The 18,162-nt window shown below is 57.3% G+C and carries 20 protein-coding genes; 7 read left to right on the top strand and 13 right to left on the bottom strand.

Going from position 1 to position 18,162, the window contains the following annotated elements; genetic code table 11:
* Positions 1–32 precede the first annotated feature (32 nt).
* The 3 genes from ACQ4OB_RS12570 (at position 33) to grxD (ending at position 3,002) form a co-directional block, all read left to right on the top strand.
* Positions 33–323, top strand: coding sequence for a hypothetical protein (locus ACQ4OB_RS12570; protein ID WP_074874031.1), 291 nt, complete (start codon positions 33–35; stop codon positions 321–323).
* 134 nt (positions 324–457) lie between these two features.
* On the top strand, positions 458–2,563 hold the full coding sequence (locus ACQ4OB_RS12575; RefSeq protein ID WP_430955772.1) for a molybdopterin oxidoreductase family protein: 2,106 nt from the start codon (positions 458–460) through the stop codon (positions 2,561–2,563).
* A gap of 97 nt (positions 2,564–2,660) precedes the next feature.
* The gene (grxD, locus tag ACQ4OB_RS12580) at positions 2,661–3,002 is read left to right on the top strand and encodes a Grx4 family monothiol glutaredoxin (RefSeq protein ID WP_074874033.1); all 342 of its coding nucleotides are present in this window, start codon (positions 2,661–2,663) and stop codon (positions 3,000–3,002) included.
* A gap of 175 nt (positions 3,003–3,177) precedes the next feature.
* Here grxD and bfr read toward each other — a convergent pair whose 3' ends face one another.
* A complete protein-coding gene (bfr, locus tag ACQ4OB_RS12585) occupies positions 3,178–3,651 on the bottom strand; it encodes a bacterioferritin (RefSeq protein WP_074874034.1) in 474 nt (157 codons plus the stop codon).
* Positions 3,652–3,849: 198 nt separating this feature from the next.
* Positions 3,850–4,068, bottom strand: coding sequence for a bacterioferritin-associated ferredoxin (locus ACQ4OB_RS12590; RefSeq protein ID WP_008155585.1), 219 nt, complete (start codon positions 4,066–4,068; stop codon positions 3,850–3,852).
* Positions 4,069–4,370: 302 nt separating this feature from the next.
* Here ACQ4OB_RS12590 and ACQ4OB_RS12595 point away from each other — a divergent pair, with 302 nt between their 5' ends.
* Complete coding sequence (locus tag ACQ4OB_RS12595) at positions 4,371–4,973, top strand: peroxiredoxin (protein WP_008155583.1); 603 nt, start codon at positions 4,371–4,373, stop codon at positions 4,971–4,973.
* Positions 4,974–5,048: 75 nt separating this feature from the next.
* Here ACQ4OB_RS12595 and rnt read toward each other — a convergent pair whose 3' ends face one another.
* Together rnt and pyrC are read right to left on the bottom strand one after the other, a co-directional pair.
* Complete coding sequence (gene rnt, locus ACQ4OB_RS12600; protein WP_008155580.1) at positions 5,049–5,726, bottom strand: ribonuclease T; 678 nt, start codon at positions 5,724–5,726, stop codon at positions 5,049–5,051.
* Positions 5,723–6,769: a dihydroorotase gene (gene pyrC / locus ACQ4OB_RS12605; protein ID WP_430955773.1), complete on the bottom strand. Its 1,047-nt coding sequence runs from the start codon at positions 6,767–6,769 to the stop codon at positions 5,723–5,725. The genes rnt and pyrC overlap by 4 nt, the downstream gene beginning before the upstream one ends.
* A gap of 159 nt (positions 6,770–6,928) precedes the next feature.
* On the opposite strand from pyrC, the gene ACQ4OB_RS12610 reads away from it, so the two are divergent.
* Together ACQ4OB_RS12610 and ACQ4OB_RS12615 are read left to right on the top strand one after the other, a co-directional pair.
* Positions 6,929–7,837: a flagellar protein MotY gene (locus ACQ4OB_RS12610; protein WP_074874035.1), complete on the top strand. Its 909-nt coding sequence runs from the start codon at positions 6,929–6,931 to the stop codon at positions 7,835–7,837.
* Between the two features lie 129 nt (positions 7,838–7,966).
* Complete coding sequence (locus ACQ4OB_RS12615; RefSeq protein ID WP_007898502.1) at positions 7,967–9,184, top strand: argininosuccinate synthase; 1,218 nt, start codon at positions 7,967–7,969, stop codon at positions 9,182–9,184.
* Positions 9,185–9,333: 149 nt separating this feature from the next.
* Here ACQ4OB_RS12615 and ACQ4OB_RS12620 read toward each other — a convergent pair whose 3' ends face one another.
* A complete protein-coding gene (locus ACQ4OB_RS12620) occupies positions 9,334–9,966 on the bottom strand; it encodes a hypothetical protein (protein ID WP_074874036.1) in 633 nt (210 codons plus the stop codon).
* Positions 9,967–10,542: 576 nt separating this feature from the next.
* On the opposite strand from ACQ4OB_RS12620, the gene ACQ4OB_RS12625 reads away from it, so the two are divergent.
* Positions 10,543–11,169 (top strand): response regulator transcription factor, encoded by a 627-nt coding sequence (locus ACQ4OB_RS12625; RefSeq protein WP_008155570.1) that lies wholly within the window; start codon positions 10,543–10,545, stop codon positions 11,167–11,169.
* Positions 11,170–11,252: 83 nt separating this feature from the next.
* Here ACQ4OB_RS12625 and ACQ4OB_RS12630 read toward each other — a convergent pair whose 3' ends face one another.
* The 8 genes from ACQ4OB_RS12630 to metG all read right to left on the bottom strand — a co-directional run bounded on the left by ACQ4OB_RS12630 (position 11,253) and on the right by metG (position 18,140).
* The gene (locus ACQ4OB_RS12630; protein WP_007898493.1) at positions 11,253–11,432 is read right to left on the bottom strand and encodes a PA3496 family putative envelope integrity protein; all 180 of its coding nucleotides are present in this window, start codon (positions 11,430–11,432) and stop codon (positions 11,253–11,255) included.
* Between the two features lie 106 nt (positions 11,433–11,538).
* Positions 11,539–12,177: an endonuclease III gene (nth, locus tag ACQ4OB_RS12635; protein WP_074874037.1), complete on the bottom strand. Its 639-nt coding sequence runs from the start codon at positions 12,175–12,177 to the stop codon at positions 11,539–11,541.
* Between the two features lie 25 nt (positions 12,178–12,202).
* Positions 12,203–12,790 (bottom strand): Rnf-Nqr domain containing protein, encoded by a 588-nt coding sequence (locus ACQ4OB_RS12640; protein WP_102615644.1) that lies wholly within the window; start codon positions 12,788–12,790, stop codon positions 12,203–12,205.
* Positions 12,783–13,394 (bottom strand): RnfABCDGE type electron transport complex subunit G, encoded by a 612-nt coding sequence (locus ACQ4OB_RS12645; protein WP_074874039.1) that lies wholly within the window; start codon positions 13,392–13,394, stop codon positions 12,783–12,785. Before ACQ4OB_RS12645 ends, ACQ4OB_RS12640 begins: the two co-directional genes overlap by 8 nt.
* The gene (locus tag ACQ4OB_RS12650) at positions 13,391–14,383 is read right to left on the bottom strand and encodes an RnfABCDGE type electron transport complex subunit D (protein WP_074874040.1); all 993 of its coding nucleotides are present in this window, start codon (positions 14,381–14,383) and stop codon (positions 13,391–13,393) included. The genes ACQ4OB_RS12645 and ACQ4OB_RS12650 overlap by 4 nt, the downstream gene beginning before the upstream one ends.
* Positions 14,370–15,380 (bottom strand): electron transport complex subunit RsxB, encoded by a 1,011-nt coding sequence (gene rsxB, locus ACQ4OB_RS12655; protein ID WP_430955774.1) that lies wholly within the window; start codon positions 15,378–15,380, stop codon positions 14,370–14,372. The genes ACQ4OB_RS12650 and rsxB overlap by 14 nt, the downstream gene beginning before the upstream one ends.
* The gene (locus tag ACQ4OB_RS12660) at positions 15,377–15,946 is read right to left on the bottom strand and encodes an electron transport complex protein RnfA (RefSeq protein ID WP_102615642.1); all 570 of its coding nucleotides are present in this window, start codon (positions 15,944–15,946) and stop codon (positions 15,377–15,379) included. The genes rsxB and ACQ4OB_RS12660 overlap by 4 nt, the downstream gene beginning before the upstream one ends.
* A gap of 142 nt (positions 15,947–16,088) precedes the next feature.
* Positions 16,089–18,140, bottom strand: a complete 2,052-nt coding sequence (metG, locus tag ACQ4OB_RS12665) for a methionine--tRNA ligase (RefSeq protein WP_074874043.1) — start codon at positions 18,138–18,140, stop codon at positions 16,089–16,091.
* Positions 18,141–18,162: the final 22 nt, after the last annotated feature.

An 18,162-nucleotide genomic window follows, 5' to 3' on the forward strand; every position in this document is an offset into this window, starting at 1 on the left:
CTAACGCACGAATGACGCAGGGAGCCTTCGGAATGGATTCGAAAGAACGACAGTTAATGGAATTACTCGGCCTCACGGCTCGCTCACTAACCCACCTCACCGCGTCCATGACCTCGATGTCCTTCGAGTTGATGCGCAGTGAAGACGAAGTCACCAAGGCCGCCGGCCGGCGGATGATCGACCGCATGGCAACCATCAGCACCGGGCTCGACGAGCACTGGCGGCTGATCGGCGAACTCACCGGTGTTCATCTCGCTCAAGAACAGATCGAAACCATCCAGGAGATCCAGTTGCAGGCGCCGCCGAGGCTGCCGCCGAACTGATCCTCAACGGTCATCGGCTGGCCTGATGGCCGCCGATTCACAAGACGAACGTCGCTGGCGCAGCAGTGGATCAGGCGCCATAGTTTTGTTCCCGCGGCCGATATTGCCCGCCCAGAACAAGACAGAGACTGGCCATGACCAAGACTCTCCATCACCGTGCGTGCCACTTGTGCGAAGCCATCTGCGGCTTGACCATCGAAACCACCGAGGTTGAAGGCGCGGTACAGATCACGTCGATCAAGGGTGACGCTCAGGATACCTTCAGCCGCGGGCATATCTGCCCCAAGGCTGTCGCCTTGCAAGATATCCAGAACGATCCGGATCGTCTGCGTCAGCCGATGCTGCGGGTCGGCAGTGAATGGCAACCCATCGAGTGGGAAGACGCCTTCAACCTTGTAGCCGAACGTCTGGCGGCGATTCAGGAGCGTCACGGACAGAATTCCGTGGCGGTCTATCAAGGCAACCCCAGCGTGCACAACTATGGGCTGATGACCCACAGCAATTACTTTCTCGGCCTGTTGAAAACCCGCAACCGGTTTTCCGCGACCTCGGTCGACCAATTGCCCCATCACCTGACCAGCCATTTGATGTACGGCCACGGTTTGCTGTTGCCGATTCCGGACATCGATCACACCGATTTCATGCTGATCCTCGGCGGCAATCCGCTGGCCTCCAACGGCAGCATCATGACTGTGCCGGATGTGGAGAAGCGCTTGAAGGCGATTCAGGCCCGCGGCGGCAAAGTGGTAGTGGTCGATCCACGCCGCAGCGAGACCGCGGCGATTGCCGACCAGCATCTGTTCGTGCGCCCCGGTGGCGATGCGGCATTGTTGTTCGGACTGCTCAATACCTTGTTCGCTGAAGGTCTGACCCGCGACAGTCATTTGACGGTGGACGGTCTGGACGAGGTGCGGGAGGCGGTCGCGAATTTCACCGCTGAGGCCATGAGCCCGCTGTGCGCGGTACCCGCCGAACAGATCCGCCAACTGGCGCGGGACTTTGCGGCGGCGCCGACAGCGGTCTGTTACGGCCGCATGGGTGTCTCGACCCAGGCGTTCGGGACCTTGTGTCATTGGGTTGTGCAACTGATTAACCTGGTCACCGGTAATCTCGATCGTGTAGGAGGGGCGTTGTGCACCGAACCTGCGGTGGATCTGGTGGCGTCCACTTCCGGTGGGCATTTCAATCTGTGGCAGAGCCGGGTCTCCGGGCGTCCTGAGTATGGGGGAGAACTGCCGGTGTCGGCGCTGGCCGAAGAGATGCTTACCGAAGGGGAAGGGCAGGTCCGCGCGCTGATTACCGTGGCGGGTAATCCGGTGCTGTCGACGCCCAATGGCCGACAACTGGAACAGGCGCTGGACGGTTTGGAGTTCATGGTCAGCGTCGACCTGTACATCAATGAAACCACGCGTTATGCCGATCTGATCCTGCCGTCGACATCGGCCCTGGAAAACGATCATTACGACACGACATTCAATATGTTTGCGGTGCGTAACGTCACTCGGTTCAATCGCGCGATCCTGCCCAAACCTGAAGGTGCGTTGCATGACTGGGAGATCTTCGTTGGGCTGGCCAAGGCCTTTGTGGCAAAGACCGGCAAGGAACTGAAACCGACGATCCCGCCAGCGCAGATGATCGATCGTGGCTTGCGGATGGGGTTGTATGGCGATGCTTCGCAGCAGAAATTGTCGCTGGCGACCTTGTTCGATCACCCGCATGGCGTCGACCTCGGTGCGCTGAAATCCAACCTGGCGCCTCGCCTGAAAACCGAAAACCAGCGCGTCCAGGCTGCGCCGCCAGCGATCCTTGCCGACCTGGCGCGCTTTGCGGCCTTGCAAGCTCCCGCGGTCGATGAGTTGCTGATGATTGGCCGCCGTCATGTGCGCAGCAACAACTCGTGGATGCATAACTATCACCGCCTGGTGAAGGGCAAGCCGCGTCATCAATTGCTGATGCACCCGGATGACCTGGCCAGCCGTGGGCTGAGCGACGGGCAGCGCGTGCGGGTCAGTTCGCGGGTCGGTGAGATCGAAGTTGAAGTGCTTGGCAGTCTGGATATGATGAAAGGCGTGGTCAGCCTTCCGCACGGTTGGGGCCATGCGCGGCCAGGCGTGCAGATGACCATTGCCAGTGGTCAGCCGGGCTCCAGCGCCAATGACCTGACCGACGAATGCCTGCTCGATGAGTTGTCGGGCAATGCGGCGTTGAACGGTGTGCCAGTGACCGTGGCGGCGGCTTGATCAAGTCTGTCGGGGAGACCGAGCAGGGTGCTCGGGTTTCCGTTACAATGCGCCACCGTGCCGACCCCTGAGTCGGAAAGTTCAGCCGAGGTGCTCCATGGATATCATCGAAACGATTAAAGAGCAGATTGCTAACAACACCATTCTGCTTTACATGAAAGGCTCGCCGAATGCCCCGCAGTGTGGCTTCTCCGCGAAAGCCGCGCAGGCCGTGATGGCGTGTGGTGAAAAATTTGCTTACGTGGACATCCTGCAGAACCCGGAAATCCGCGCCAACCTGCCAAAATACGCCAATTGGCCAACCTTCCCGCAACTGTGGGTAGGCGGTGAGTTGGTCGGCGGTAGCGACATCATGACCGAGATGGCTGCAGACGGTTCGCTGCAAACCACCATCAAGGCTGCTGTTGAAAAAGCTGCTGCTGGCAAGACCGAAGCCTGATTAGCTCTTTGCAGGAGCAAAGCTTGCTCACGATGCAGGCGCCGCGGTTCAGCAAGAACACCGCGTCATCGTTCATCGCGGGCAAGCCATGCTCCTGCAAGAACAGGCATAAAAAAGCCCCGCCTCCTAAAAGAGAGCGGGGCTTTTTATTGTTCCGAGTTTAGCGGGCGCTAACTTACTCTTCGCCCATCTGCGATTGCAGATAGTTCTCAAGACCGACTTTATCGATCAGGCCCAGTTGGGTTTCCAGCCAATCGATATGTTCTTCTTCGGATTCAAGAATATCTTCAAGCAGTTCACGGCTACCAAAGTCGCCAACGGTTTCGCAATGAGCGATAGCCGCTTTGAGATCCGCATGACCGGTGCGCTCGATACGCAGGTCGCACTCAAGCATTTCCTGGGTGTGCTCGCCGATCTGCAGCTTGCCCAGGTCCTGGACGTTCGGCAGGCCTTCAAGGAACAGAATGCGCTTGATCAGCTTGTCCGCGTGCTTCATCTCGTCGATGGATTCGTGGTATTCGTGCTTGCCAAGTTTGTTCAGGCCCCAATCTTCATACATACGTGCATGCAGGAAGTATTGATTGATCGCGACCAGCTCATTGGCAAGGATCTTGTTGAGATGCTGGATGACTGTAATGTCGCCTTTCATGATGGGATCCTGCCCTAAATAGCTGTCTATGAGGCAGAGTTTGAGCTGCGATATTAAGAGTGTCAAACCTAAGTTATTGAAACTTAAATGAAAATTAATCGGAATAAGAATGTTTGTGTTCCGCGTCTAGAGCGTAAGCGTTTGATTTTCAGACATAAAAAAACCGGACATCTAGTCCGGTTCTTTGAAATACGTTAATTACGCGGCAGTAAATTCTACAGGGTAGGGAATCGCGGCCTGGGCGGATTGCAATTTGGTCAGGGTTTCGCGGACCACTTCCTTGGCAAGGCAGGCACATTTACCGCATTGGCTGGCTACGCCGGTGGCCTGACGGACTTCCTTATAACTGCAGCAACCTTCATAGATCGCTTCGCGGATTTGACCGTCGGTGACGCCAGTGCAGAGGCAAACATACATAAGTGAAAACCGTCGCTGGTTGTGACTCAATTGCGATGGATCTTAATGTTAACGAGAATGATTGTCAAAGTGGTTTCTGAAAGCTTTGTTCAAGCCTGACGAACGGTTACCTCTGCGCATCGATCATGAGGAAAACCTCTCGATAGCATTTCCCCTGACAAAAAAACCGTTAAGGACAGGCCAAAAACGCAGTGTATGATGGCCGGTCCTTATGAAGCGGGTTCGTGTCACAGGGCTGTCGCCCGAAGGTGGCAGGTTGGCACAAACCCGGAACTTCACGTTTTTACACCAGGAGATATCCAATGAGCGTACTCGTAGGCAAACAAGCCCCTGACTTCACCGTACCGGCTGTACTCGGCAATGGCGAAATCGTAGACAGCTTCACCCTGTCGTCGGCCATCAAAGGCAAATACGGCCTGGTGTTCTTCTACCCACTGGACTTCACCTTCGTTTGCCCGTCCGAGCTGATCGCTCTGGACAACCGCATGTCTGACTTCAAGGCACGCAACGTTGAAGTGATCGCCGTTTCGATCGACTCGCACTTCACCCACAACGCCTGGCGCAACACCCCGGTCAACAATGGTGGTATCGGCCAGGTCCGTTACACCATGGCTGCCGATATCAAGCAGGAAATCATGAAGGCTTACGACGTTCAGTCCGCTGACGGCGTAGCTTTCCGTGGTGCGTTCCTGATCGACGACAAAGGCGTTGTCCGCTCGCAGATCATCAACGACCTGCCGCTGGGCCGTAACATCGAAGAGCTGGTTCGTCTGGTCGACGCACTGCAATTCCACGAAGAGCACGGTGAAGTTTGCCCTGCCAACTGGAAAAAAGGCGACAAAGGCATGACCGCTTCCACCGAAGGTGTTGCGGCTTACCTGACCGAGCACGCTGCTGCGCTGTAAGGTACGTTTGAGGCATAAAAAAACCGGCCGTAGAGGCCGGTTTTTTTATGGGCGGGATAAATCCAGCGACCGGGATCAGTCGTTGAAGTCTTCCCAGCCGCCCATTTGTTTCCAGCGATTGACGATGCCGCAGAACAGCTCGGCGGTCTTCTCGGTGTCGTAGCGAGCCGAGTGGGCCTCACGACCGTCGAAGTCGATATCGGCGGCCTGACAGGCCTTGGCCAGCACGGTTTGGCCATAAGCCAGACCGGCCAGGGTCGCGGTATCGAAGCTTGAGAACGGGTGAAACGGATTACGTTTCATGTCCAGACGCGCGACAGCGGCGTTGAGGAAACCCAGGTCGAAGCTGCTGTTGTGCCCGACCAGAATCGCCCGTTTGCAGCCATTGGCTTTCAGGGCCTTGCGGATGCCGCGGAAAATATCGGTCAGGGCCGTTTCTTCGCTCACCGCCATACGTAGCGGGTGGTCGAGTTTGATCCCGGTGAACTCCAGCGCGGCCGCTTCAATGTTCGCGCCTTCAAAAGGCTCGACGCGGAAGAAATAGGTGTGATCGGGATACACAAACCCTTTTTCATCCATGGCGATAGTGGTTGCGGCAATTTCCAGCAAGGCGTCAGTGGCAGAGTTGAAACCACCGGTTTCAACGTCGACAACAACGGGCAGGTATCCACGGAAGCGCTCAGCCATCGGGTGGCGCGAACCACCTCCGCCGCCTTGACCGTCCTGTTCGTCGTCGAAATGGTCTTCACTCACGCGTGTTCCTCCAGCAGGCGCCAGCGCAGTTTTTCACCGGCGCGCAGCGGGATTACGGTCAGCTCGCCAAATGGCAGGCTGGTTGGGGCGGTCCACTCTTCGCGGACCAGGGTGATGCGATCGGTGTTCACCGGCAGGCCGTAGAAACGCGGGCCGTTCAGGCTGGCGAAGGCTTCGAGCTTGTCCAGCGCGCTGCGCTGTTCGAAGGCTTCGGCATACATCTCGATCGCTGCATAAGCGGTGTAGCAACCGGCGCAGCCGCAAGCGGCTTCTTTGGCGTGCTGGGCATGGGGCGCCGAGTCGGTGCCGAGGAAGAACTTGTCGCTGCCGCTGGTGGCGGCGTCGAGCAGGGCTTCCTGATGGGTGTTGCGCTTGAGGATCGGCAGGCAATAGAAGTGCGGCCGAATCCCGCCCACCAGCATGTGGTTGCGGTTGTACAGCAGGTGATGCGCGGTGATGGTCGCGCCTACATTGGCCGAAGCCTCGTTGACGAACTGCACGGCGTCGGCGGTGGTGATGTGTTCGAACACCACTTTGAGGCTAGGGAAGCGCTCGACCACACGACGCATGTGCTCATCGATGAAGATTTTTTCGCGATCGAACACGTCGACATCGCCACGGGTGACTTCACCGTGAACCAGCAAGGGCATCCCGACTTCGGCCATGGCCTCGAGTGCAGGGAAAATCTTGTCGATGCTGGTGACACCAGAGTCCGAGTTGGTGGTCGCGCCGGCCGGGTACAGCTTGGCGGCGTGAATGAAGCCGCTGGCCTTGGCCTCGCGAATTTCTTCGGGCTGGGTGCGGTCGGTCAGGTACAGCACCATCAACGGTTCGAAGCGGCTGCCAGCCGGGCGTGCAGCGAGAATCCGCTGGCGATAGCCGTCGGCTTCAGCGGTGTTACGCACCGGAGGTACCAGGTTGGGCATGATGATGGCGCGCCCGAAGGTGCGCGCCACATCCGCGACTGTATTGGGCAACACAGCACCATCGCGAAGATGAATATGCCAGTCGTCGGGACGCAGCAGGGTCAGGCGGTCGGACATGAGGGGATTCCAGGCGGGTCAAACTGAGGGGAATGCTACCGGAAAAGACTCTTCCAGGCACTCGCTATCAAGTTTTGCAGGAAGCTTCCGATATCCAACAGGTATGCCGTAAACATCTGTGTGTCGGTCTTTTTGTTGTAGAAGCCAGTGGAGCCTCCCGTGCGCCAGCGTTATTTAGCCTTGCTCAGTGTGTTTGCCAGCCTTCCTGCGATGGCGCTCACTTTCCAGACCCGTCTGGAGAGCATTGAGTGGACGGTCGAAGGAGACAAGTTCGAATGTCGTCTGACTCAGCCGATCACTGATTTTGGTTCGGGTGAGTTCGTGCGCCGTGCGGGTGAGCAAGCGACGTTCCGTCTGAAGGCATATAACGCGATGATCGGCGGTGGTTCGGCCACCCTGCTGGCGGCGGCTGCCCCTTGGCAGCCGGGGCGCGGCGACATCAACCTCGGTTCTGTGCGAATTGGCAGCGGCAATGTGTTGTTCAACAGCTCGCAAGTTCAGGCCGGCCGCTTGATCAGTGGCCTGTTGGATGGTCGCAGTCCGGTCGTTCGACATCACTCGGGCGATGGTCGAGTGTCAGAAGTGCGTCTGTTGCCCGTCAAGTTCAGCCAGGCATTTAATGATTATCAGGGCTGCGTGGCGAAGCTGCTGCCGAAGAATTTCGAGCAGGTTAAACAGTCGCAGATTGGCTTCCCCGGCGAAGGCATGGATCTGGACGCGCAGGCCAAGGCGCAATTACAAGTGATGCTGGAGTTCATGAAGGCTGATCCGACGGTCAACCACATCGAGCTCGATGGCCACTCCGATAACAGCGGCAACCGCCTGACCAATCGGGATTTGTCGCGACGTCGGGCCCTGGCAGTCATGGAATTCTTCAAGGCCAACGGCATTCAGGAGTCGCAGATCACCGTGCGTTTTCATGGTGAGCGTTATCCATTGGCGCCCAATACCAACTCCGCTAACAGGGCGAAGAACCGTCGGGTCAACGTGCACCTCGCGCGGGTTGCGCCCACCGAGAAACCGGCCCCTCAGGCCACGGCATCGGCGAGCGCCGCCTCGACCTCCTGAACCCGCTGTTTTCGTCGCTCACTCGACATAATCTGTCGCTTCGTCGTCATAAGCTGTCGCGCCTCTGTAAATTGCCCTGCATGAGCGGTAGACTTGGCGGCTTTCCGTAGAACCCCGTGGAGTGATGGCATGGCGGACGTAAACAAGGTCGTTCTGGCGTATTCCGGCGGCCTGGACACTTCGGTGATCCTCAAGTGGCTGCAGGATACTTATAACTGTGAAGTCGTGACCTTCACCGCTGACCTGGGTCAGGGCGAAGAAGTCGAACCTGCACGCGCCAAGGCACAGGCCATGGGCGTGAAAGAGATCTACATCGACGACTTGCGCGAAGAATTCGTGCGCGATTTCGTTTTCCCGATGTTCCGCGCCAACACCGTTTACGAAGGCGAGTACCTGCTGGGTACTTCCATCGCTCGTCCGTTGATCGCCAAGCGCTTGATCGAAATCGCCAACGAAACCGGCGCGGATGCCATTTCCCACGGTGCCACCGGCAAGGGCAACGACCAGGTTCGTTTCGAACTGGGCGCCTACGCCTTGAAACCAGGTGTGAAAGTGATTGCTCCGTGGCGCGAATGGGACCTGCTCTCCCGTGAAAAGCTGATGGATTATGCTGAAAAGCACAACATCCCGATCGAGCGTCACGGCAAGAAAAAATCCCCGTACTCGATGGATGCCAACCTGCTGCACATCTCCTATGAAGGCGGCGTGCTGGAAGACACCTGGACCGAGCACGAAGAAGACATGTGGAAATGGACCGTCTCCCCGGAGAAGGCTCCAGATAAAGCGCAATACCTGGAACTGACCTACCGCAACGGCGACATCGTGGCACTGGACGGCGTCGAAATGACCCCGGCTACCGTGCTGGCGACCCTGAACCGTATCGGTGGCGAACACGGTATCGGCCGTCTCGACATCGTCGAGAACCGTTACGTGGGCATGAAGTCCCGCGGCTGCTACGAAACCCCAGGCGGCACCATCATGCTACGCGCCCACCGAGCGATCGAATCGATCACCCTGGACCGCGAAGTGGCTCACCTCAAAGACGAGCTGATGCCTAAATACGCCAGCCTGATCTACACCGGTTACTGGTGGAGCCCTGAGCGTCTAATGCTGCAACAGATGATCGATGCGTCCCAGGCTCACGTGAACGGCGTTGTGCGCCTGAAGCTGTACAAGGGCAACGTGATCGTCACTGGTCGCAAGTCCGACGAATCGTTGTTCGATGCCAATATTGCGACCTTCGAAGAAGATGGCGGCGCCTACAACCAGGCCGACGCGGCGGGCTTCATCAAGCTCAACGCGTTGCGCATGCGTATTGCGGCGAACAAAGGCCGGAAGCTTTTCTGAGACCTTTGAAACCGTAGAGTTGTGGCCTTGTCGGTGACAAGGCCACAATTTCTGAATAGGGGGATTTTCCTGCGGACATCATGTTCAGCGCTCTTTTTGTCTCTGTAATACCTTCCTTCTGATTCCTCTTTCTGAATGCTCTTCAAGCGTTACCTGCTGCGTGTCAGGTAAAAAGAATGATCAAGAATCGTCAGACCGCGTGAATTCAAATTGTAGGCAATGCAAAGTGTTGAGCCGTTGCGATTTTTTGCCTGTCTTGATTGCTTGGTTGCGCTTTCCTTCAGTAGTGCCTCTGATTCAGTACAAGTGAGAAATATGATCACTTGTGCAGGACTTCCCTGTGGGTGCCGGTTTTTTTCGATCCAGGCGCCGAATTCCGTTTTCTTGTTTAGCCACCGCGCATCGACGATGTGCAGGTTTTGCAACTGCTCGGCCAGACTCACGTGCTGAAGAGCCGAAAGGCCCGAATGAATATCGATTCGGGGGGGAGGGTCCTTCAGGTTATCGGGCCGCTGACCACGTTCAGCATTGTCCATCACTTTTATAAATTGCTTTCCCTTGCTGTAATCGGAGGGCGCGTACAGCGACCGGTAGTTGAAGTTTAGTGTGGCGAAGAAAAGAAAAAGCAAATAAAAAGGAAAACTGATCAGGAACCAGACATAGAGTTCCCGCTCCTTATTGTCTAGAAAGGGCAGCGAGACGGCGGCGGATGTTTCAGAAATGGCGGCGAATATCGCAATGACTGTCATGGGGTTTATGATTTTTTTCTTTTGTTTGTTCATGTTTTCTGCTCATGGAAGTATTATCTTTTCTCGATTGATTAGTGTTTTTAGTTTGATATTTATAACGAATAGTTGGAATTTATGTTGGCGCGGAACTCCTTTTAGTGTTGGGTTTGAATAGTATGATAGTAGCGTTATTGTATGCGGGTCGGGTATCTCTGTTCCTGGTGTTTTAAGTAGTGTTGCGTTAAATGTATTTTTTAAGTGTTGCCTTGTGTGATTTTTTTCTTGTTCCTTTTTATGTGGTTTTTGTCGGGTAAAATCGAAAGTGGTAAATATCAGTTACTTTTAAGGGTAGCTCAATAGCCAGAGTTCGTTTGATCGCTTGCGGCGAATCCTCTTGTTCAGGTTTCTGGTTGTAAATGGAAACAAAAAAATTGCGGATAATCGAAATGTTTTCAGGTTGATAAAATTTTTCCTCTCACGATATTTTCTGAAAATTTGTAAGACAATTCCCTAATATCTGTAGGGAATGTCTCTCGGTGTGGGTGGCCGAGGGGGGCGGCATGCCATGGGGGAAACGACTAGGCTATTGTGCGGGCTCTAAAAATTCGAACAGCGAAATTGGACTTGCCCATGAATAAAGTGCTGATCGTGGATGATCACCCTGTCATTCGTCTTGCGGTGCGTATGCTAATGGAACGTCATGGCTACGAAGTCATTGCAGAGACAGACAATGGCGTGGATGCGTTGCAACTTGCCCGTGAGCATATGCCGGATATTGTCATCCTGGATATTGGAATACCGAAACTTGATGGATTGGAAGTCATCGCGCGTCTGACCTCGACAGCAATGCCCATGAAGGTGCTGATATTAACTTCCCAGGCGCCAGGGCATTTTTCAATGCGCTGCATGCAATCCGGTGCCGCCGGGTATGTTTGCAAACAACAAGATCTCACTGAGTTGCTCAGTGCAATAAAGGCAGTATTGTCGGGCTACAGTTACTTTCCGAATCAAGCCTTGCATACTGTGCGTTCAAGTTTGGGGAACGCCAGTGAAGCCGATATGGTCGATCGACTGTCGGGACGGGAAATGATGGTTTTGCAGCAATTGGCTCGAGGCAAGACCAACAAGGAAATCGCCGACGGAATGTTCCTCAGCAACAAGACCGTCAGCACTTACAAGACTCGTCTGTTGTTGAAGCTCAATGCCCGCTCCCTGGTCGACCTGATCGAATTGGCTCAACGCAATGGTCTGGTGTGACCGCCTCGGCGTTTGACGAGGCGCGAGGGGGATCCAGCGGCGACACTTAGTAAAAAGCCTCCGTTTCGGGAGGCTTTTAGGTGTCATAGGTCAAAATCGTAATCGGCCAATTGCTTTTGCAGTCGGCGCTCCTCCAGCAGGTTATCGATGGTACGGCGTTTGCTCAGGTTGGTCTTCGCCACTTCAACCACCGGTTCAGCATCATCAGCCTCAACAGGGGTGAAGTCGTCTTCTACGTCCAATTGCTCTTTGCCAGTGCTCATAGTGTTACTCCAGGCTAAGGCTGCCTTTGGCGCTCCTTATATCGATAATCTCCCGGCGGGTAAAAAAGATTTTTTCAATCGATAAATCAAAAAACCTAATAGCGCCTCAATCGTCCGACGTCTTGTGCTTGTATTCGCACAAATCTTCAATCCGGCAACTGCCGCAGCGAGGCTTGCGGGCAAGGCAAACGTAGCGTCCGTGGAGGATCAGCCAGTGATGGGAATCCAGCAGGTATTCCTTCGGCACGAACTTCATCAGTTTTTGTTCAACCTCGACCACATTTTTCCCTGGCGCAATGCCGGTACGGTTGCTGACCCGGAAAATATGCGTGTCCACGGCCATGGTCAGCTGGCGGAATGCGGTATTGAGCACCACGTTGGCAGTTTTGCGGCCGACGCCGGGTAACGCCTCCAGCTCTTCACGGGTTTGCGGCACTTCGCCCCCATGACGTTCGATCAGTAAGCGACAGGTCTCGATCACGTTTTTCGCTTTGCTGTTGAACAGGCCGATGGTCTTGATGTATTCCGACAGTCCCTCGACCCCCAAGGCATAAATTGCAGCCGGTGTATTGGCTACCGGGTAGAGCTTGGCGGTGGCCTTATTGACGCCGACATCGGTCGACTGCGCCGAGAGGATCACGGATATCAGCAATTCGAACGGCGAGGAGTAGGCCAGTTCGGTCTTCGGCTCCGGGTTGTCTTCGTGAAATCGGCGAAAAATTTCCAGGCGTTTTGCGGCATTCATGGGCAGTGAATTTCCTCGAAGGCGGTCAGTGTGAAGGCGTCGAGCGGGTCCAGGCTTGACGTGCGGCGATCAGCAGTCCCAGCAGTATGAATCCGCCAGGGGCCAGGGTGACCAGGCGCAAGCCGCCGTCGGCAGTGAGCACCCAGCCTTGCCAGTCCGTTTGTGCGGTGCCTGCCAGCCATGGCAGATGGCTGCCGAGTGTCCCGCTGCCGATGAGTTCGCGCAGCAAGCCAAGGCCCACCATCAACGCGCCGAACAGGCCACTCAGGCGCAGGCGATCACGCCAGGTACTCTGGTGAAAACCGGTGTGTTCCAGCACAACGCATTGCAAGGCAATCAACCCTGCATAGAACCCAACATGCTGGTGCCATTGCAGCGACCAGACTTGCGCGGCGAGTTCGATGCAGCTGGTCAGTGCGGCGGCCAGCAGGATGCTGGCAAGCAGACGTGTCTCTGGGACAAGTCGGGGTCGCAAGGCGCCCATGCTCACTCCAAAGGCACTGATCGCCACGATGAACATCATCCACAAGCCCAGGGCGGACACCAATGAATCCGTGGCACCGATCAGCGGCGCAAGCATCAGTGAATTGTGCAGCGTCGAGGACTTATTCATGAGTGCTGCTCCCAATCAACTGTCGCTGATGTTCGTCGAAATAGCGCAACGCGTCATGGATAGCGTTGATGACCGCTCTCGAAGTGATGGTCGCCCCCGCCATTTGATCGAATTGCCCCTGATCCTTTTTCAACGCCCAGCCATTGTCGGAAGGTTCGCTTCGGGACTTTCCGGAAAAAGCCTGAAGCCAGGTATTGGGCCAGTCGGCGAGTCGACCGCCCAGCCCCGGAGTTTCCGATTGCCTCAGCGTTTTGACGCCGAGCACTTTGCCGTTTGCGCCGATAGCGATCAGCAATTCGATGGAACCTTCGTAACCCAGGGTCTGGCTGCGCAGCAACACCGCGCTGGTCTGGCCTGTCTTGGTCGCCAGGTAGCCACCCAGCAGCGTGCTGTTGGCCAACCCGGTATTTTCCAGGGCAAGTGGTTGGTCCAGCGGCTGATTGTCGTAGCTTCCAGCAGGGAGCAAGTCCAGCAGGTTACGACTGTCGATCAGGCGCTGTTCGGCCGCAATGCGCGGCGCGCTGGTGTGCTGCACGAGGTAAGTCGCGCCAATCCCCAAGGCTGCCAGCACCACCAGGATCACAACACTCGACGTCCGGCTCATGGCGCACCCCGTTCCAGTCTGGAAGCGGCAAACCGCTCCAGCGCCGGCACACAGAGGTTCATCAACAGGACGGCAAAGGCGACGCCGTCCGGATAGCCACCCCAGGTACGAATCAGATACGTCAGCAGCCCGACGCCCACGCCAAACAGCAGTCGCGCGCTGGGGCTTTTTGCGCCGGACACCGGTTCCGTGACGATGAAGAATGCGCCCAGCATGCTCGCGCCAGTTAGCAGATGAAACAGCGGCGAACCGTGGGAGTCGGAGCCTGAGCCGTTCCAGCACAGCAGGCTGATGATGAACAGGCTGGCGAGCATGCCGACCGGCGCATGCCAGCTGAACACCCGTCGTTGCAGCAGAAACGCACCGCCCGCCAGAAAGGCCAGGTTGACCCATTCCATGCCTCGGCCGCCGAAATGACCGAACGCCGGGTTGGCGGTAAACAGTTCATCCATCGTCAGGCTTTTGTTGATCCGCAGGCTGTCCAGCGCCGTGGCCTGGACCCAGGCATCCGGAGCCTGGCTGAGGCTGAACCCGAACACCTGCTGCAAACCGCCGATCAGGTCCAGTCCATGGGACGACGGCCAGAGGGTCATCTGTTGGGGAAAGGTCACCAGCACCAGGGCGAAGCCCAGCATTGCCGGGTTGAACGGGTTCTTGCCAACGCCGCCGTACAGGTGTTTGCCAAATACCATCGCGCACGCTGCGGCGAAGACCGTCAGCCACCACGGGCAATACGGCGGCAGGGCCAGCGCCAACAGCGTCGCGCTGACCAGTGCGCTGCCGTCGCTCAAGGTTGGCTTGAGCGCCTGCTTGCGCAAGCGCAACACGGCCGCTTCAACGGCCAGTGCGGTAACACCCGTCAGAACCAGGTTGATCAACACGCCCCAGCCATACAGCCAGAAAAACACCAGCAGCCCCGGCACGGTGGCCAGCAATACCAGCTTCATGGCTTGCTGAAGGCGCTCATCGACCGATTCAAGGGGCGGCATAGGCATCCACCTGACGCTCGGCTTCATTGACCGCCAGTTCCAGGGCTTCAATCTTCTCAGCCGGCGCTTCGCTGGCTTGGGCTTTCTTGAGTTCGGTGCGGCGCATGGCCAACTGGATCTTTGCCCGATTCAGCTGCGCATTTTTCGCCGGAACGACGGGCGCCGGGGCGGGTTGTGCAGTGCTTTCCAGTTTCGCCAACGCCTGTTCGGCAGCCTCGAATTGCTGTTGCAAGACGATCAGTTGCGACTGCTGTTCGAAGGTCGGCGGATGCCCGAACGCCTTGAGTGACTTGTTCAGTTGCGCCCGACTCATCGCTAGATCGATCTTGGCCTTTTTCAACGCCGCATCGGCATTGGCTGCCGTCTGTACACGGACACGCTCAAGAGCGGCTTGAACCGGGTCGAGTGTCGCTACCTCACTGTGCTGGGCGGCGCGCTGGGCCCGGGCCTGACGCTCGGCGATTTTCTGTTCTTCTTCGCGACGCAGGCGAGCATTGCGCTGTTCGAATCGCTGCCGTGCGTGATTGCGCTTGGCTGTCCGGGCGCGTTGCTCCTCAAGGCTGAACGCCAGGCCGCCGACAACCGGCAGCACCGTGTCCAGCGGCAATGGCCGCATCTCGATGCAATCCACCGGGCAGGGCGCCACGCACAAGTCGCAACCGGTGCATTCATCGATGATCACCGTGTGCATCAATTTCGCCGCGCCGACAATGGCATCCACAGGGCATGCCTGGATGCACTTGGTGCAACCAATACACTCCGCTTCACGAATATAGGCGATCTGCGCCGGGGCCGAACCGCGACTGACGTCCAGTTCCAGCACCGGCACTTTCAACAGTTCGGCCAGGGCCGCGATGGTCTCGCTGCCGCCTGGCGGGCACTTGTTGATCGGTTCGCCGTTGGCAATGCCTTCGGCGTACGGTTTGCATCCGGGGTGGCCGCACTTGCCGCATTGGGTCTGCGGCAACAGGGCGTCGATGCGTTGAATCAGACTCATGTTTTGATCAGTCCGCTGAATCCGAGAAAGGCCACTGCAATCAGTCCAGCGCCGATCAGGTCGATGGGCAGGCCGCGAAAGGGCAGGGGGATATCATTTTCGAGGGTGCGTTGGCGCAAGTCACTGAACAGGCTCAGTACCAGCCAGAATCCCAGCCCGGCGCCCAGGCTCAGGGCCACGGCGTGGAAGAAGCCTTTGTCGTCCTGAGCATTGAGCAGCGTCAAGCCGAGTACGCCGGCGTTGCCCAGCAGCAGGGGCCAGAGGCCATTGAACGCAAATTTTGGAAGTGACCGGGAAAGCACTTTCAGCAGCGGGCCAATCAGCAGAACGCTTAATGGCAGGAAGACAAAAAGGCGCAGCGACGTCAGCTCCAGCGGGACCAGCAACCAACGGTAGGCCGCGTAGCCCAGCGTGCCGACGATCAGCATCAAACACGTGGTCGCAAGGCCCAATGCGTGAACTTGCCGATGCTCGTTGCCCAGCAGCGGATCGACGCCCAGCGGCCAGTGCAACACGAGGTTGTTGATCAGGGCAGTGCTGATAAGCGTAAGAAGCAATTCGGTCATGGTCGTGCCGGCAAGAACGGGGCTTTTTAACGGAGCGGTCTAAAAAGCTTAGGCATTATCCGGCAAGGACGGAGGGTGGGCCAGACATGAAAAACCCACAGTCGCGCCAGGCACGACTGTGGGATCGGTTTACTGCAGAGCCTTACTTGATGCGCTGACCTGGCTTGGCGCCGCTGTCAGGGCTGAGCAGGTAGATTTCTTCACCGCCAGGGCCGGCCGCCATCACCATGCCTTCGGAGATGCCGAACTTCATTTTCCGGGGCTTGAGGTTGGCGATCATCATGGTCAGGCGACCATTGAGCTTGGACGGATCCGGATAAGCGCTCTTGATCCCGGAGAACACGTTGCGTTGCTCGTCACCGATGTCCAGGGTCAGGCGCAGCAGTTTGTCGGCACCTTCCACGTGTTCGGCCTTGAGGATCAGGGCGACGCGCAGGTCGATAGCGGCAAAGGTATCGAACTCGATTTCCGGTGACAGCGGATCCTTGGCCAGTTCGCCATTACCGGCAGGTGCAGCGTCGCCGGTGTCGGTAGCGCTGGCGGTCAGGTCTTCTTTCGAGGCGTCGCTCATGGCTTGCACTTTTACCGGGTCGATACGGGTCATCAACGGTTTGAACTCGTTCAGTTGATGGTTGCTGAGCAAGGTCGCGTGGTCGTCCCAGGTCAGCGGCGCGACGTTCAGGAACGCCTCGGCGTCGGCGGCCAGCAGCGGCAGCACCGGCTTGAGGAAAATCACCAGCTGGCGGAACAGGTTGACGCCCAGGGCGCAGATGGCCTGGACTTCGTCTTGCTTGCCTTCCTGTTTGTTCAGCGACCACGGCGCCTTGTCGGCAATCCAGGCATTGGCACGGTCGGCCAGGCCCATGATCTCGCGCATGGCGCGGGCGAAGTCGCGAGCCTCGTAGGCTTCGGCGATGCTCGGCGCTGCGGCGAGGAAGGCTTCGGTCAGTTCCGGCGCGGCATTGCCCGCTACCAGTACACCGGCGTTGCCTTTATGGATGAAACCGGCGCAACGGCTGGCGATGTTGACGACTTTGCCGACCAGATCGGAATTGACCTTCTGCACGAAGTCTTCGAGGTTCAGGTCCAGGTCATCGACGCCACGGCTCAGCTTGGCCGCGTAGTAGTAACGCAGGTATTCCGGCGACAGGTGGTCGAGATAGGTCCGGGCCTTGATGAAGGTGCCGCGGGATTTGGACATTTTCTGACCGTTGACGGTCAGGTAGCCGTGTACGTTGATACCGGTCGGTTTACGGAAACCGGCGCCTTCGAGCATGGCTGGCCAGAACAGGGCGTGGAAGTTGACGATGTCCTTGCCGATGAAATGGTACAGCTCGGCGGTGGAATCCTTGCCCCAGAACGCGTCGAAGTCCAGTTCCGGCGTGCGGTCGCAAAGGTTCTTGAAGCTGGCCATGTAGCCGATCGGCGCGTCGAGCCAGACGTAGAAGTATTTGCCCGGCTCGTCGGGGATTTCGAAACCGAAGTACGGCGCATCGCGGGAGATGTCCCACTGTTGCAGGCCGGCGTCCAGCCATTCGGCGATTTTGTTCGCCACGGCTTCTTGCAGGGTGCCGCTGCGGGTCCAGGCTTGCAGCATTTCCTGGAAGTCCGGCAGCTTGAAGAAGAAGTGCTGGGAATCCTTGAGCACCGGCGTGGCGCCGGAGATCGCCGACTTCGGATCCTTCAGGTCGGTTGGCGCGTAGGTCGCACCGCATTTTTCGCAGTTGTCGCCGTACTGGTCTTCGGTGCCGCATTTCGGGCAGGTGCCCTTGATGAAGCGGTCGGCCAGGAACATTTTCTTTTCCGGGTCGAAGTACTGAGTGATCGAGCGCGTGGCAATGTGCCCGGCGTCGCGCAGCTTCAGGTAGATCTGGCTCGACAGCTCACGGTTTTCTTCGGCGTGAGTGGAGTGGAAGTTGTCGAAGTCCACCAGGAACTCGGCAAAGTCGGCGCTGTGTTCAGCCTGGACGTTGGCGATCAGTTGTTCCGGGGTGATGCCTTCCTTTTCCGCGCGCAACATGATGGCCGAACCGTGGGCGTCGTCGGCGCAGACATAAATGCATTGATTGCCGCGGTGCTTCTGGAAGCGCACCCACATATCGGTCTGGATGTATTCCAGCATGTGGCCAAGATGGATCGAACCATTGGCATAGGGCAGGGCGCTGGTAACGAGGATCTTGCGTGGCTCGGACATGGGGCTCGGCTACTTGATGAAA

This window comes from Pseudomonas sp. ES4 (assembly GCF_050586665.1).
Classification (GTDB): domain Bacteria; phylum Pseudomonadota; class Gammaproteobacteria; order Pseudomonadales; family Pseudomonadaceae; genus Aquipseudomonas; species Aquipseudomonas frederiksbergensis.

Excerpts from the sequence above, each read along its gene's own strand:
- bfr (WP_074874034.1), bottom strand. The coding sequence starts at position 3,651 with ATGAAAGGCGACATTACAGTCATCCAGCATCTCAACAAGATCCTTGCC.
- ACQ4OB_RS12575 (WP_430955772.1), top strand. The coding sequence starts at position 458 with ATGACCAAGACTCTCCATCACCGTGCGTGCCACTTGTGCGAAGCCATC.
- metG (WP_074874043.1), bottom strand. The coding sequence starts at position 18,140 with ATGTCCGAGCCACGCAAGATCCTCGTTACCAGCGCCCTGCCCTATGCC.
- ACQ4OB_RS12630 (WP_007898493.1), bottom strand. The coding sequence starts at position 11,432 with ATGAGCACTGGCAAAGAGCAATTGGACGTAGAAGACGACTTCACCCCT.
- ACQ4OB_RS12590 (WP_008155585.1), bottom strand. The coding sequence starts at position 4,068 with ATGTATGTTTGCCTCTGCACTGGCGTCACCGACGGTCAAATCCGCGAA.
- nth (WP_074874037.1), bottom strand. The coding sequence starts at position 12,177 with ATGAATGCCGCAAAACGCCTGGAAATTTTTCGCCGATTTCACGAAGAC.
- ACQ4OB_RS12645 (WP_074874039.1), bottom strand. The coding sequence starts at position 13,394 with ATGAGCCGGACGTCGAGTGTTGTGATCCTGGTGGTGCTGGCAGCCTTG.
- ACQ4OB_RS12620 (WP_074874036.1), bottom strand. The coding sequence starts at position 9,966 with ATGAACAAACAAAAGAAAAAAATCATAAACCCCATGACAGTCATTGCG.
- ACQ4OB_RS12570 (WP_074874031.1), top strand. The coding sequence starts at position 33 with ATGGATTCGAAAGAACGACAGTTAATGGAATTACTCGGCCTCACGGCT.
- rsxB (WP_430955774.1), bottom strand. The coding sequence starts at position 15,380 with ATGAGTCTGATTCAACGCATCGACGCCCTGTTGCCGCAGACCCAATGC.
- ACQ4OB_RS12625 (WP_008155570.1), top strand. The coding sequence starts at position 10,543 with ATGAATAAAGTGCTGATCGTGGATGATCACCCTGTCATTCGTCTTGCG.
- grxD (WP_074874033.1), top strand. The coding sequence starts at position 2,661 with ATGGATATCATCGAAACGATTAAAGAGCAGATTGCTAACAACACCATT.
- ACQ4OB_RS12640 (WP_102615644.1), bottom strand. The coding sequence starts at position 12,790 with ATGAATAAGTCCTCGACGCTGCACAATTCACTGATGCTTGCGCCGCTG.
- ACQ4OB_RS12650 (WP_074874040.1), bottom strand. The coding sequence starts at position 14,383 with ATGCCGCCCCTTGAATCGGTCGATGAGCGCCTTCAGCAAGCCATGAAG.
- pyrC (WP_430955773.1), bottom strand. The coding sequence starts at position 6,769 with ATGTCCGACCGCCTGACCCTGCTGCGTCCCGACGACTGGCATATTCAT.
- ACQ4OB_RS12615 (WP_007898502.1), top strand. The coding sequence starts at position 7,967 with ATGGCGGACGTAAACAAGGTCGTTCTGGCGTATTCCGGCGGCCTGGAC.
- ACQ4OB_RS12595 (WP_008155583.1), top strand. The coding sequence starts at position 4,371 with ATGAGCGTACTCGTAGGCAAACAAGCCCCTGACTTCACCGTACCGGCT.
- ACQ4OB_RS12660 (WP_102615642.1), bottom strand. The coding sequence starts at position 15,946 with ATGACCGAATTGCTTCTTACGCTTATCAGCACTGCCCTGATCAACAAC.